Below are 13831 nucleotides of genomic sequence, written 5' to 3'. Positions count from 1 at the left end.
GATAGCAATCATTCCGTTGCGGAATGAGTGACGGACGTGTGTGATGTCCATCGAGGAGCCTTGCGTCAAAACATTGAGGTCCGATGATACATTCACTTACATCCTGTTCGATAGCGTGCTTATGTTCTCTCTTCACGTTTCATTAAACGGAAGGCACTTTCATGAATGCGATGTTTCGTCACCTGATTCGCGGCGCTTCAGTTGTTACCTTGATCGGCTTGTCCACGGCAGGTCTTGTCCAGGCTGCTGACGCACCGGGCATGCGCATCGGCGTTCGCGGCGAGATCGCCGGGGTCAGCCCCGACGTGCTGAAAGTCCACGTCAACAGTGGTGAAAACGTGGTGATCAACCTGACCAAGGACACCAAAGTCCGCGCCGTCACCCTGGCCAATATCGAAGACATCAAGCCCGGTAGCTACATCGGCTCGGCGGCCGTGCCGCAGGAAGACGGCTCGCTCAAGGCACTGGAAGTCCACGTCTTCCCACCGGAACTGGCCGGTAGCGGCGACGGGCATCGGCCCTTTGACCTGGCCAAGGGCAGCAGCATGACCAATGGCAGCGTCGGTGATTTGGTCGTCAGCAATGGCCGGGTGTTGACCGTCAACTACAAGGGCGGCCAGCAGAAGATTCTGGTGCCGGAGGATGTGCCGATCGTCAATCTGATGCCGGGGGATCGCAGCTTGCTGAAAGTGGGGGTGAAGATCGTGACGTTTGTGACGCAGAGTGCCGACGGGACGCTGACGGCTCAGTCGATTTCGGCGGGCAAGGACGGCGTGACACCACCGATGTGATGGCTCATTCAGAGCCACTGTGGGAGCGAGCCTGCTCGCGAATGCGGTAGCACAGCCAGCATTGATGTGACTGACAGTCCGCTTTCGCGAGCAGGCTCGCTCCCACAAAAAAGGCGACCTTCTCAGGTCGCCTTTTTCATTGGGCTCAGGAATTACTGACCGCTGTAGATTTGATCAAAGATCCCACCATCATTGAAGTGGGTCTTCTGCACAGTTCGCCAGTCACCAAAGGTCTTCTCTACCGACAGGAAATCCACTTTCGGGAAGCGATCGGTGTACTTGGCCAGCACCGCCGGATCACGCGGACGCAGGTAGTTCGCCGCCGCAATTTCCTGGCCTTCCGGCGACCACAGGTACTTCAAATATTCCTCAGCTGCTGCGCGAGTGCCTTTCTTGTCGACTGTTTTATCGACCACCGACACCGGCGGCTCAGCTTCAGCGGAAACACTTGGGTAGATGACCTCAAACTGATCACGACCAAACTCACGGGCAATCATTTCCGCTTCGTTTTCGAAGGTCACCAGCACATCACCAATCTGGTTGGTCATGAACGTGGTGGTGGCTGCGCGGCCACCGGTGTCGAGCACCGGCGCTTGTTTGAACAGCTTGCCGACGAAGTCTTTGGCTTCGCTTTCGTCGCCACCGTTTTTCAGCACATAACCCCAGGCCGAGAGGTAGGTGTAGCGGCCGTTACCCGACGTTTTCGGGTTTGGCACGATCACCTGCACACCGTCCTTGAGCAAGTCGGGCCAGTCTTTCAGGGCTTTCGGGTTGCCTTTGCGGACGATGAACACGGTGGCCGAAGTGAACGGCGCGCTGTTGTTCGGCAGGCGTGTGACCCAGTTATCCGGGACCAGTTTGCCGTTGTCCGCCAGGGCGTTGATGTCGGTGGCCATGTTCATGGTGATGACGTCAGCCGGCAGGCCATCGATGACTGAGCGCGCCTGTTTGCTGGAACCGCCGAAGGACATCTGCAGGGTGATGTTTTCGTTGTGCTCGGCTTGCCAGTGTTTCTGGAAGGCAGTGTTGTAGTCCTTGTAGAAATCGCGCATCACGTCGTAGGAAACGTTAAGCAGGGTCGGTGCGGCCTGAGCCATGCTGGTCAGTGCCAGGCCAGCGGCCAGAAGTGAGGCGCCAAAGAGTTTTTTCACTGCGCATTCCTTGTTTTTTGTAGGAGCTGCCGCAGGCTGCGATCTTTTGATCTTGTCTTTGACCTTAAGATCAAAAGATCGCAGCCTGCGGCAGCTCTTACGGGTTAGTTGTCAGTCATCGAAGCGGTGTTGCCACCGTTTTGCCAGCGACTATAGCGGGGCTCGCATAGTCCTTTAAAGATTAAAAAGCACTTTGCTTATTCCATTTTCTTGAATAGCTGATTACCGCACCGTGAGCAGAACGCTGCGCCATGTTCGTGGCTGTTTTTCTTGCACACCGGGCAGTCATGTTGCAGTTGTTCACCGCGCATGGCGTTGGCCAGTTCGGCGGTGAAAATCCCGGTGGGCACGGCGATGATCGAGTAACCGGTGATCATCACCAGCGACGAAATCACCTGACCCAGCGGCGTCCTGGGCACGATGTCGCCGAAGCCCACGGTGGTCAGCGTGACGATAGCCCAATAGATGCCTTTGGGAATGCTGGTGAAGCCGTGCTCCGGGCCTTCGATCACGTACATCAGCGTGCCGAACACCGTCACCAAGGTGCAGACGCTGACCAGAAACACCACGATCTTCTGCTTGCTGCCGCGCAATGCGGACATCAGATAGTTGGCTTGCTTGAGGTACGGACTGAGCTTGAGCACGCGGAAAATCCGCAGCATCCGAATGATCCGGATAATCAGCAGGTACTGCGCATCGGCGTAATACAGCGCAAGAATCCCGGGCACGATCGCCAGCAAATCCACCAGCCCATAAAAGCTGAATGCGTAACGCAACGGCTTCGGCGAGCAGTACAGGCGCATGCCGTATTCGATGGCGAAGATGATCGTGAAGCCCCACTCGATGTACGCCAGCACATTGGCGTAGTTCTGGTGAACCGCATCGATGCTGTCGAGCATCACGATCACAATGCTGGCGAGGATGATCAACAACAGGATGCCGTCGAAGCGCCGACCGGCCTTGGTGTCGCTCTGGAAAACCATGACGTAAAGCTCTTCACGCCAGTTTTTGCTGCTGTCCATGGATACCGCCTGAACCAATAATCAGCGAAGCCTAGGTTGATTCTCCTCCAGAGTGCAAGGCGTACGGGCGACAGTGGTCTTGCCGAGCATTTGAACAATCGTACGGATCAGCCAGCAGGAGAGGATGAACGGCGCGGTCAGCGTTGGCAGACCGATGGCGGCAAACACCGGCGTCAGCAACAGCGCCGATGCAATACCGACCAGCGGCAGCCAAGGCTTCTGGCGCTGCGAGCTGAAGGCGAGGGCGGCGAGTACGGCGTTATAGCCACCGAGGCCGATCAATGCGGTGTAGAAGTCGTGATGCAGCATGCTCCAGCCCATGCCTGCGACAGACGCCAACAACGCCCAGCAGAATGCGCGGCGATCAGCGATCAGCAAACCCACGGCAATCATCGCACCGGCCAGCGGATGACCGAGGAACATCACCTGGCCGAGGCCTTTCAGTGGTGCGGCGAGCATATTCAGCGTATTGATTTCGATCAAATGCGCATTTGTCGAGGGCGTGGCGAAGCACAGCAGCAACCAGCCCAGCCCCACGAAGGGTGCCGTATAGGCAGGCAGGTATTGGCTGACCCGGACGCGTTTGAGCCATTGCTGCGTGAACATCGCGCTGAGTCCGCCAGCGGCAATGATCAGCGGCGGCAACAGCGCGGACCAGGGGAAATACAGGCTCAGCAGCAAGCCGAGCAAAACACCGTTGTAACTGAAGAGCCCGGCCTGTCGATCGGCCTTGGCGTAGCCGCGTCGTTGCGCGGTGAGCAGCCCCGCGACACCGCCCAGCAGTGCACCGCCGAGCAGGGCGGGCGCGGTGAAAAGAATGGCCAGCAGGCACAGCAGACCGCACAGCGGATGACGCTGGAGAAAGATCTGACTGAAACCGTTGAGCAGGGCCGTCGCCCAGTCGGGGCAGTGGGTGTTGAAGTGGTTGGCAGGCATGAAAGTAAATACCAGGGACTTGTACAAAACCTTGTGGCGAGGGGATTTATCCCCGTTGGGTGGCGAAGCCGCCCCCAAAACCTGCACCTCGGTCCTAACGTACATCGGGTGCAATGGTCCACGACTGCTTCGCAGCCGAACGGGGATAAATCCCCTCGCCACTGGGGGTCTTTAAATCAATGTTTCGATACGCAGTGAGTTAGTCGACCCCGGCTGCCCAAACGGCACACCCGCCGTGATCAACAACGTGTCGCCACGCTTGGCCATGCCCTGCGCCTGGGCAATCTCCAGCGCTGTCGAGCACACTTCATCCACCTGCCGCAGCCGATCATTGACCACCGAGTGCACGCCCCACGCCACCGTCAACCGGCGAGCGGTTTGCAGGTTCGGCGTCAGGTTGAGGATCGGCACCGTCGGCCGTTCCCGCGCCGCACGCAAACTCGAGGTGCCGGACTCGCTGTAATTCACCAGTACCGCCACCGGCAGCACATTGCTGATACGGCGAATCGCGCAGCTGATCGCATCGGAAACAGTCGCCTCAGCCTTAGGCCGGCTCACATCCAGTTGCGCCTGATAGTCCGGACCATTTTCCACCTGGCGGATGATTTTGCTCATCATCTGCACGGCTTCCAGCGGGTACTCACCGGACGCGGTTTCCGCCGACAGCATCACCGCATCCGCACCTTCGGCCACGGCGTTGGCAACATCGGTCACCTCGGCACGGGTCGGGGCAGGGGAGAAGCGCATCGACTCCAGCATCTGCGTCGCCACCACCACCGGTTTGCCGAGCTGACGGCAGATGGTGATGATGTTTTTCTGAATCTGCGGCACGCTTTCGGCCGGCACTTCCACGCCCAGGTCACCGCGAGCGACCATGATCGCATCGCTCAATTCGGCGATCTCGCGCAGTTGCGTCACGGCCGAAGGCTTCTCGATCTTGGCCATCAAAAACGCTTTGTCGCCGATCAGTTCGCGCGCCTCGCGGATGTCTTCCGGACGCTGCACAAACGACAGCGCCACCCAGTCCACACCCAGCTCCAGACCGAAGCTCAAATCGCGACGATCCTTGGCGGTCAGCGGGCTCAGTTCCAGCACCGCTTGTGGCACGTTTACACCTTTGCGATCCGAGAGTTCGCCGCCATTCAGCACCGTGGTGTCGATGGCGTCGGAGTACTTTGTCACCACGCGAAGACGCAGCTTGCCGTCGTCCAGCAGCAGGTCCATGCCCGGCTCCAGCGCCGCGATGATTTCCGGGTGAGGCAGGTTGACCCGGCGCTCATCGCCCGGTGTCGGGTCCAGGTCCAGGCGCAGTGCCTGACCGCGATGCAGTTGCACCTTGCCCTCGGCGAATTTGCCGACCCGCAGTTTCGGGCCTTGCAGGTCCATGAGAATGCCCAATGGATAATTCAGCTGGCGCTCGACTTCACGAATCCACTGATAGCGCTGGGCATGGTCGGCGTGATCGCCATGGCTGAAGTTCAGGCGAAAGATGTTGACCCCAGCCTGCACCAGCTCACGGATGTCATCGATTCCGTCGGTGGCCGGGCCGAGGGTGGCGAGGATTTTGACCTTTTTGTCAGGCGTCATTTTTTGTGCTCTCGAGGATCAGGATGGCGCGGAAGTCGTTGACGTTGGTGCGGGTCGGCTCGGTGACAATCAGTGCGTCCAGCGCCTCGAAATAGCCGTAGCCATTGTTGTTGTCCAACTCGTCGCTGGCGCTCAGACCGAGGGCGGCGGCGCGGGCGTAGCTGTCCGGGGTCATGATCGCGCCGGCGTTGTCTTCGGAACCGTCAATGCCATCGGTGTCACCCGCCAGCGCGTAGACGCCGGGCAGGCCTTTGAGGCTGTCGGTCAGGCTCAGCAGGAATTCGGCGTTGCGTCCGCCGCGACCATTGCCGCGTACGGTAACCGTGGTTTCACCGCCCGAGAGGATCACGCAGGGCGCCGACAATGGCTGGCCGTGCAGCACGACCTGACGGGCGATACCGGCGTGGACCTTGGCCACTTCGCGGGATTCGCCTTCCAGGTCGCCGAGGATCAGCGGACTGAAACCGGCCTGACGGCACTTCACCGCCGCGGCTTCAAGCGACTGTTGTGGACGGGCGATCAGCTGGAAATGATTGCGCGCAAGGCTCGGATCGCCGGGTTTGACCGTCTCCGATTCTGGACTTTGCAGCCAGTTGCGCACCGAGGTCGGGACTTCGATGCTGTAGCGCTTGAGGATCGCCAGGGCTTCGGCCGAGGTGCTCGGGTCGGCTACGGTGGGACCGGAGGCGATGACCGTGGCGAGGTCGCCCGGTACATCGGAAATCGCATAGGTATAAACAGTGGCGGGCCAGCAGGCTTTGCCGAGGCGGCCGCCCTTGATCGCCGAGAGGTGCTTGCGCACGCAGTTCATCTCGCCGATGGTGGCGCCGGATTTGAGCAAGGCTTTGTTGATCGACTGCTTGTCGGCCAGGGTGATGCCGGCCGCGGGCAAAGCGAGCAGGGCAGAGCCACCGCCCGAGAGCAGGAAGATCACACGGTCGTCTTCAGTCAGGTTGCTGACCAGTTCCAATACGCGTTTGGCGACTGCCAGACCGGCAGCATCGGGCACCGGGTGAGCGGCTTCGACCACTTCGATTTTTTCACACGGGGCGCCGTGACCGTAACGCGTCACCACCAGACCCGAGACGTCACCCTGCCAGCAACGCTCGACCACTTGAGCCATGGCCGCGGCGGCTTTGCCGGCGCCGATGACGATCACCCGACCACTGCGGTCTTTGGGTAAATGGGCTTCGAGGACTTGCTGCGGATGGGCCGCGTCGATGGCTGTGGCAAACAGCTCGCGCAGGAATTGTTGCGGATTGACCGACATGGCGGGCTCCCGGATTTCTTGTTATTTGGAGGAAAGCAGCCTGCGGCAACTCTGGAAGGTTCACCCCTTTTAGGTGGGATGAACCAGATCTTGTAGGAGCTGCCGCAGGCTGCGATCTTTTTGCGGATAACGCGGTGTGCGGGTGGACGTTAGATCAAGATCAAAAGATCGTCCGAACGCGGCCCGAGCCTTCGGCAGCTCCTACTTGCGAATCGAGAAATTCGCCATGTGTTCCAGGCCCTTGATCAGCGCCGAATGGTCCCAGTTGCTGCCACCGATCGCTGCGCAGGTGCTGAACACTTGCTGGGTGTTGGCGGTGTTCGGCAGGTTGATGCCCAACTCGCGCGCGCCGGCCAGGGCCAGGTTCAGGTCCTTCTGGTGCAGGCTGATGCGGAAGCCTGGGTCGAAGGTGCCTTTGATCATGCGTTCGCCATGCACTTCGAGGATCTTCGAGGACGCGAAACCGCCCATCAACGCTTCACGGACCTTGGCGGGATCGGCACCGTTTTTCGACGCAAACAGCAGCGCTTCGGCCACAGCCTGGATGTTCAGCGCCACGATGATCTGGTTCGCCACTTTCGCGGTTTGACCGTCGCCGTTGCCGCCCACCAGGGTGATGTTCTTGCCCATGGACTGGAACAGTGGCAGAACACGTTCGAAGGCATCGGCATCACCGCCGACCATGATGCTCAGGGTCGCAGCCTTTGCGCCGACTTCACCGCCGGACACTGGCGCGTCGAGGTACTGAGCGCCTTTTTCGTTGATTTTGGCAGCGAAGGCTTTGGTGGCCGTCGGCGAGATCGAGCTCATGTCGATCACGACTTTGCCTTTGCCAACACCGGCCGCAACACCGTCGGCGCGGAACAGCACGTCATCGACCTGCGGGGTATCCGGCACCATGACGATGATGAATTCGGCTTCTTGCGCGACTTCTTTCGGGTTCGCCAGCGCGACGGCGCCAGCGGCGATCAAATCGGCCGGAGCAGCGTCGTGGTGCGCCGACAGGAACAGGCTGTGACCGGCTTTCTGCAGGTTCAACGCCATTGGGTGGCCCATGATGCCGGTGCCGATAAATCCGATTTTAGCCATGAGAAATTCCTCTCTTGTATTTATGTGTTCCCCTGTAGGAGCTGCCGAAGGCTGCGATCTTTTGATCTTGATCTTGAAAGGCAAAATCAAAAGATCGCAGCCTTCGGCAGCTCCTACATGGATGTCATGTTCGATTAGATCGCGTTATGCGTTTTCAACCAGCCCAGACCTGCTTCAGTGGTGGTCAGCGGCTTGTATTCGCAGCCAACCCAACCCTGATAACCGATGCGGTCCAGGTGTTCGAACAGGAAGCGGTAGTTGATCTCACCGGTGCCCGGTTCGTTGCGCCCTGGGTTGTCCGCCAATTGCACGTGGTTGATTTCACCCAGGTGCGATTGCAGGGTGCGGGCCAGGTCGCCCTCCATGATTTGCATGTGGTAGATGTCGTATTGCAGGAACAGGTTGGCGCTGCCGACCTGTTCGCGAATCGACAGGGCTTGCGCCGTGTTGTTCAGGTAGAAACCCGGGATGTCGCGGGTGTTGATCGCTTCCATCACCAGTTTGATGCCCGCCGCTTGCAGCTTGTCGGCCGCGTACTTGAGGTTGCTGACGAAGGTTTTTTCCACGGTGGCATCGTCGATGCCTTGTGGACGAATACCGGCCAGGCAGTTGACCTGGGTGTTGCCCAATACTTTCGCGTAGGCAATCGCCAGGTCGACACCGGCGCGGAACTCTTCAACCCGGTCCGGCAGGCACGCGATACCGCGTTCACCCTTGGCCCAATCACCGGCCGGCAGGTTGAACAACACTTGGGTCAAGCCATTGGCATCGAGCTTGGCCTTGATCTCGGCAGAGCTGAAGTCGTAAGGGAACAGGTATTCGACACCACTGAAGCCGGCCTTGGCGGCAGCTTCAAAACGGGCAAGAAAATCCTGCTCGGTGAACAGCATGGACAGGTTGGCTGCGAAACGCGGCATGGTGGTCTCCCGTATGTGTGTGAGGTCCCCTGTGGGAGCGGGCTTGTGTGGCGAGGGGATTTATCCCCGTTCGGCTGCGAAGCAGTCGTAAACCATTGTGTGCGGTGTACCTGACACGCCGCAGTTTTCAGTTTTGAGGCCGCTTCGCGCCCTAACGGGGATAAATCCCCTCACCACACAAGCCCGCTCCCACAGGGGGAACGATCATCAGTCGAGCAACGAAATCGCCGTTGGCGCATCGTTGCCGACCAGCGCCAGGTCTTCGAATTCGTTGACGGCGTTGATCTCGGTGCCCATGGAAATGTTGGTCACACGCTCCAGGATAATCTCGACGATCACCGGCACCTTGAACTCTTCGATCAGCTCCTGAGCCTTGCGCAGGGCAGGCTGGATCTGACCCGGTTCGAACACACGCAGCGCCTTGCAGCCCAGGCCTTCGGCAACCGCGACGTGGTCGACACCGTAACCGTTGAGTTCCGGAGCATTCAGGTTGTCGAAGGACAGCTGCACGCAGTAATCCATGTCGAAACCGCGCTGAGCCTGACGAATCAGCCCCAGGTACGAGTTGTTCACCACCACGTGGATGTACGGCAGCTTGAACTGCGCGCCCACCGCCAACTCTTCGATCATGAACTGGAAGTCATAGTCGCCCGACAGCGCCACCACTTTACGGGTCGGATCAGCCTTGACCACGCCCAGCGCTGCCGGAATGGTCCAGCCCAACGGGCCGGCCTGACCGCAGTTGATCCAGTGACGCGGTTTGTAGACGTGCAGGAACTGCGCGCCGGCAATCTGCGACAGGCCGATGGTGCTGACGTAGCACGTGTCTTTGCCAAACACTTGGTTCATCTCTTCGTACACGCGCTGCGGCTTGACCGGCACGTTGTCGAAGTGAGTCTTGCGGTGCAGGCTGGCTTTGCGCTGTTGGCAGTCTTGCAGCCAGGCGCTGCGGTTTTTCAGTTTGCCGGCGGCTTGCCACTCGCGAGCGACTTCGATGAACACGGTCAGCGCGGCAGCAGCGTCGGACACAATGCCCAGGTCCGGGGTAAACACGCGGCCGATCTGGGTCGGTTCGATATCAACGTGAATGAACTTGCGGCCTTCGGTGTAAACGTCGATCGAACCGGTGTGACGGTTGGCCCAGCGGTTACCGACGCCCAATACCACGTCGGACTTCAGCATCGTGGCGTTGCCGTAGCGGTGCGAGGTTTGCAGACCGACCATGCCGACCATCAACGGGTGATCGTCCGGAATGGTGCCCCAGCCCATCAGGGTCGGGATCACCGGGATACCGGTCAGCTCGGCAAACTCCACCAGCAATTCGCTGGCGTCGGCATTGATGATGCCGCCACCGGCCACCAGCAACGGACGCTCGGCCTGATCGAGCATGGCCAGGGCCTTCTCGATTTGCACGCGGTTAGCGGTGGGCTTGGCCAGCGGCAGTGGTTCGTAGGCGTCGATGTCGAATTCGATTTCAGCCATCTGCACGTCAAACGGCAGGTCGATCAGCACCGGGCCTGGACGGCCGGAGCGCATTTCGTAGAAGGCTTTCTGGAACGCGTAAGGCACCTGGCCCGGTTCCATGACGGTGGTTGCCCACTTGGTCACTGGTTTGACGATCGCGGTGATGTCGACAGCCTGGAAGTCTTCCTTATGCATACGGGCGCGGGGGGCCTGGCCGGTAATGCAGAGGATTGGAATCGAGTCGGCCGAGGCGCTGTAGAGCCCGGTGACCATGTCAGTACCGGCAGGTCCCGAAGTGCCGATGCACACGCCGATGTTGCCGGCCTTGGTGCGGGTGTAGCCCTCGGCCATGTGCGAGGCGCCTTCAACGTGGCGAGCGAGGACGTGATCGATGCCACCGACCTTCTGCAAGGCGGAGTACAGCGGGTTGATCGCGGCGCCCGGGATGCCAAAAGCGGTATCAACCCCTTCACGGCGCATCACCAGAACGGCGGCTTCGATTGCTCTCATTTTGCTCATGGTTTTGGTGCCTCTTACGTTTTGTAATTGTATACAAGTGGCTTTGCGCAGAGTGTATTCACGGCGGACGGCGCAGGTCAATCCATTTTCTCAAGCGGCCGTTTCATTCGTCGGAAGCCCGATCTACTGTGGCGTTTCGTCACATGTGGCGCTTTTCGAGAATTATTGTATACAAAAAAATAACTCATTGTGTTCTATTTGTTGCATCGGACTTCTGAACAAAAAGCAGTCCAGCAGCTTTCCCTATAACAAAATGAGGACGGCACCATGAGCGCTTTAACCTTGAAAGTCGCAGTTAACCTGGCCAATCAGGCTATCTCCGCAGGGCGTGCAATCTCGGCAGCTCCATTGACCATCGCAGTACTGGATGCGGGTGGACACTTGGTCACCCTGCTGCGTGAAGACGGCGCCAGCCTGCTGCGCCCGCAGATCGCCATCGGCAAAGCCTGGGGCGCCATCGCCCTGGGCAAAGGCTCACGCCTGCTGGCGCTGGACGCACAACAACGACCGGCGTTTATCGCCGCTTTGAATAGTCTGGGACAGGGCAGCGTCGTCCCGGCACCGGGCGGCGTTTTGATTCGGGATCAGGAAGGGAATGTGCTGGGGGCTGTTGGCATCAGCGGTGATCTTTCTGATGTTGATGAGCAATGTGCGATCAACGCAATCGAGGCGCTGGGGTTGCGGGCGGATGCGGGGGTGACTGCTTGATTATTGGGTGACTGATCTCCCGCTTTCGCGAGCAGGCTGGTTCCCACAGGTGGATTATCTGAATGTCAGAGATCCACTGTGGGAGCCAGCCTGCTGGCGATGACGGACTACCAGACACATCCAGCTAAATGTCTACCCCGCCCTTGGGTAATATCAGATCTAGCCTTCTTCATGAATTAATCATGCAAGGGGCAAAGGAATGCCTGATCTACCCGCCTCAAATCGCTTGCGCATCGGCCGTTGTACCTAACAGAACCGCATCTATCTCTTAACGACAAACACACTCGACCGAGAACCTGTTTTCAAGGACTTCACCTTGGGCAGATTAGTCGTCTCGCAATTTCGCGCTGCGCAGGACCAAGGTTGTGCAAACTCACTGGCCTGGGTCGTCATGCCGGATCATTTTCATTGGTTGATCGAATTGCAGCAGGGGTCGCTGGGCGGACTGATGCAAAGGACCAAGTCTTTGAGTACCAAGGCAGTGAATCTGTCTGCCGGCCGTAGGGCCAGTCTTTGGCAGCGAGGTTTTCATGATCGAGCGCTGCGTCGCGAAGAGGACTTAGTAAAGGTTGCCCGGTATGTTGTGGCTAACCCGTTGCGGGCCGGGTTGGTCGAGCGGCTTGGCGACTATCCACTGTGGGATGCTATCTGGGTTTGATCCAAAACCGAGTTGCCCCCATCGCCAGCCTGCTGGCGATAGGAGCGAAGCGGTCTACTGATCCGGCTCACACCCTTTAAGCACCAACCGAATAATGGTCTGCGCCGCCGCTTCATAGTCGGCCTCATCCAACTTGGCCTTTCCGGTCACTGCGGAAATCTGCCAATCAAAGTCGGCATAAGTCTGCGTTGCCGCCCAGATGCTGAACATCAGGTGGTTGGGGTCGATCGGGGCAATCTGGCCGCGGTCGATCCAGGTCTGGATGCAGTCGATGTTGTGCTTGGCCTGGCCGTTGAGCCGTTCAACCAGATCGGCGCTCAGGTGCGGCGCGCCGTGCATGATTTCGCTGGCGAACACCTTGGAGGCGAAGGGCAGGTCGCGGGAGATGCGGATCTTCGAGCGGATGTAGCCGCTCAGCACTTCACTGGGCACGCCGTCGGCATTGAACGGTGTCGAGGCCTGCAGGATCGGCTCGATGATGCTTTCCAGGACCTCGCGGTAGAGGTTTTCCTTGGATTTGAAGTAGTAGTAGACGTTGGGCTTGGGCAATCCCGCCTTGGCTGCGATGTCACTGGTTTTGGTCGCAGCGAAGCCCTTGTCGGCAAATTCTTCACTGGCGGCACGCAGGATCAGTTCTTTGTTGCGCTCGCGGATGGTGCTCATAAACCAGGGGGTTCCTTGCCTGTTCTGGCGGTTGCGCATGGTAGCACCGGCCTCGCGCGACGCTCAAGAATGCCCCGTGGGGCACCCGGCCGCGCTATGCTGCGCGGCATTCATTCAAGAAGGAAACCTGATTCATGGCAGGAAGCAGTTTGCTGTTGCTGATCGATGACATCGCCGCGGTACTCGATGATGTGGCGTTGATGACCAAAATGGCCGCCAAGAAGACTGCTGGCGTGCTCGGTGACGATCTGGCGCTCAATGCCCAACAGGTTTCCGGTGTGCGTGCCGAGCGGGAAATCCCGGTGGTATGGGCGGTGGCCAAGGGCTCGTTTCTCAACAAGCTGATCCTGGTGCCCTCGGCGTTGGCCATCAGCGCGTTCATCCCGTGGCTGGTCACACCGTTGTTGATGATCGGTGGCGCTTACCTGTGTTTCGAAGGTTTCGAGAAACTGGCCCATAAATTCCTGCACAGCAAGGCTGAAGACCAGGCCGAGCATGCAGAGCTGGTTGAGGCCGTGGCTGATCCGGCGGTCGATCTGGTGGCGTTCGAGAAAGACAAGATCAAGGGTGCCATCCGTACCGACTTCATTCTCTCGGCGGAAATCATCGCCATCACCCTCGGCACCGTGGCAGATGCTCCGCTGACCCAGCAAGTCATCGTCCTCTCGGGTATTGCCATCGTCATGACCATTGGCGTGTATGGCCTGGTGGCCGGCATCGTCAAACTCGACGACCTCGGCTTGTGGCTGACTCAGAAACCTGGACAGATCGCCAAAAGCATTGGCGGCGGGATCCTGCGTGCTGCTCCGTACATGATGAAAAGCTTGTCGGTGATCGGCACGGCGGCGATGTTCCTGGTAGGTGGCGGTATTCTCACCCACGGGGTGCCGGTGGTTCATCACTGGATTGAGAGCGTCAGCGCAAGTGCGGGTGGTGCCGGGTTTATCGTGCCGACGTTGCTGAATGCGGTGGCGGGGATTGTGGCCGGTGCGGTGGTGTTGGCGGGTGTGATGGTTGCCAGCAAACTCTGGAAAGCCGTCAGAAGCTGATCCTCAG

The 13831-nt window shown here is 59.2% G+C and carries 13 protein-coding genes; 4 read left to right on the top strand and 9 right to left on the bottom strand.

The features are described from left to right. Window positions 1-161 precede the first annotated feature (161 nt). Window positions 162-791, top strand: coding sequence for a hypothetical protein (locus ACA059_RS23340; RefSeq protein WP_497631156.1), 630 nt, complete (start codon window positions 162-164; stop codon window positions 789-791). 152 nt (window positions 792-943) lie between these two features. Here the strand turns inward: ACA059_RS23340 and ACA059_RS23335 are convergent, their stop codons facing one another. From ACA059_RS23335 to gcl, 8 genes are all read right to left on the bottom strand, one after another. Further along, window positions 944-1942 (bottom strand): sulfate ABC transporter substrate-binding protein, encoded by a 999-nt coding sequence (locus ACA059_RS23335; RefSeq protein ID WP_497631155.1) that lies wholly within the window; start codon window positions 1940-1942, stop codon window positions 944-946. A 197-nt stretch (window positions 1943-2139) separates the two neighbouring features. Beyond that, a complete protein-coding gene (locus tag ACA059_RS23330) occupies window positions 2140-2964 on the bottom strand; it encodes an ion transporter (protein ID WP_497631154.1) in 825 nt (274 codons plus the stop codon). A gap of 21 nt (window positions 2965-2985) precedes the next feature. Then, a complete protein-coding gene (locus ACA059_RS23325) occupies window positions 2986-3900 on the bottom strand; it encodes an urea transporter (protein ID WP_497631153.1) in 915 nt (304 codons plus the stop codon). Window positions 3901-4071: 171 nt separating this feature from the next. Then, the gene (pyk, locus tag ACA059_RS23320; RefSeq protein ID WP_415759686.1) at window positions 4072-5487 is read right to left on the bottom strand and encodes a pyruvate kinase; all 1416 of its coding nucleotides are present in this window, start codon (window positions 5485-5487) and stop codon (window positions 4072-4074) included. Next, window positions 5477-6757, bottom strand: a complete 1281-nt coding sequence (locus ACA059_RS23315) for a glycerate kinase type-2 family protein (RefSeq protein WP_497631152.1) — start codon at window positions 6755-6757, stop codon at window positions 5477-5479. Before ACA059_RS23315 ends, pyk begins: the two co-directional genes overlap by 11 nt. Before the next feature lie 201 nt (window positions 6758-6958). Further along, window positions 6959-7846: a 2-hydroxy-3-oxopropionate reductase gene (locus tag ACA059_RS23310; RefSeq protein WP_497631151.1), complete on the bottom strand. Its 888-nt coding sequence runs from the start codon at window positions 7844-7846 to the stop codon at window positions 6959-6961. 134 nt (window positions 7847-7980) lie between these two features. Further along, a complete protein-coding gene (gene hyi, locus ACA059_RS23305; RefSeq protein ID WP_497631150.1) occupies window positions 7981-8763 on the bottom strand; it encodes a hydroxypyruvate isomerase in 783 nt (260 codons plus the stop codon). A gap of 207 nt (window positions 8764-8970) precedes the next feature. Next, window positions 8971-10746, bottom strand: a complete 1776-nt coding sequence (gcl, locus tag ACA059_RS23300) for a glyoxylate carboligase (protein WP_497631149.1) — start codon at window positions 10744-10746, stop codon at window positions 8971-8973. Between the two features lie 267 nt (window positions 10747-11013). On the opposite strand from gcl, the gene ACA059_RS23295 reads away from it, so the two are divergent. Together ACA059_RS23295 and ACA059_RS23290 are read left to right on the top strand one after the other, a co-directional pair. Further along, window positions 11014-11454, top strand: a complete 441-nt coding sequence (locus tag ACA059_RS23295) for a GlcG/HbpS family heme-binding protein (RefSeq protein ID WP_497631148.1) — start codon at window positions 11014-11016, stop codon at window positions 11452-11454. 259 nt (window positions 11455-11713) lie between these two features. Further along, window positions 11714-12112: an REP-associated tyrosine transposase gene (locus ACA059_RS23290; protein WP_497634720.1), complete on the top strand. Its 399-nt coding sequence runs from the start codon at window positions 11714-11716 to the stop codon at window positions 12110-12112. Window positions 12113-12166: 54 nt separating this feature from the next. Here ACA059_RS23290 and ACA059_RS23285 read toward each other — a convergent pair whose 3' ends face one another. Continuing rightward, window positions 12167-12775, bottom strand: a complete 609-nt coding sequence (locus tag ACA059_RS23285; protein WP_497631147.1) for a TetR/AcrR family transcriptional regulator — start codon at window positions 12773-12775, stop codon at window positions 12167-12169. 134 nt (window positions 12776-12909) lie between these two features. Between ACA059_RS23285 and ACA059_RS23280 the strand changes: the two genes are divergently transcribed. Then, a complete protein-coding gene (locus tag ACA059_RS23280) occupies window positions 12910-13824 on the top strand; it encodes a DUF808 domain-containing protein (protein WP_497631146.1) in 915 nt (304 codons plus the stop codon). The last annotated feature ends 7 nt before the right edge of the window (window positions 13825-13831 follow it).

Source organism: Pseudomonas sp. LBUM1647, from assembly GCF_059716175.1.
This window is presented reverse-complemented; position numbering and strand designations above follow the sequence as displayed.

Coding starts and splice junctions, on each gene's coding strand:
- ACA059_RS23340 (WP_497631156.1), top strand. CDS start 162: ATGAATGCGATGTTTCGTCACCTGATTCGCGGCGCTTCAGTTGTTACC.
- ACA059_RS23285 (WP_497631147.1), bottom strand. CDS start 12,775: ATGAGCACCATCCGCGAGCGCAACAAAGAACTGATCCTGCGTGCCGCC.
- gcl (WP_497631149.1), bottom strand. CDS start 10,746: ATGAGCAAAATGAGAGCAATCGAAGCCGCCGTTCTGGTGATGCGCCGT.
- hyi (WP_497631150.1), bottom strand. CDS start 8,763: ATGCCGCGTTTCGCAGCCAACCTGTCCATGCTGTTCACCGAGCAGGAT.
- ACA059_RS23310 (WP_497631151.1), bottom strand. CDS start 7,846: ATGGCTAAAATCGGATTTATCGGCACCGGCATCATGGGCCACCCAATG.
- ACA059_RS23295 (WP_497631148.1), top strand. CDS start 11,014: ATGAGCGCTTTAACCTTGAAAGTCGCAGTTAACCTGGCCAATCAGGCT.
- pyk (WP_415759686.1), bottom strand. CDS start 5,487: ATGACGCCTGACAAAAAGGTCAAAATCCTCGCCACCCTCGGCCCGGCC.
- ACA059_RS23330 (WP_497631154.1), bottom strand. CDS start 2,964: ATGGACAGCAGCAAAAACTGGCGTGAAGAGCTTTACGTCATGGTTTTC.
- ACA059_RS23280 (WP_497631146.1), top strand. CDS start 12,910: ATGGCAGGAAGCAGTTTGCTGTTGCTGATCGATGACATCGCCGCGGTA.
- ACA059_RS23315 (WP_497631152.1), bottom strand. CDS start 6,757: ATGTCGGTCAATCCGCAACAATTCCTGCGCGAGCTGTTTGCCACAGCC.
- ACA059_RS23325 (WP_497631153.1), bottom strand. CDS start 3,900: ATGCCTGCCAACCACTTCAACACCCACTGCCCCGACTGGGCGACGGCC.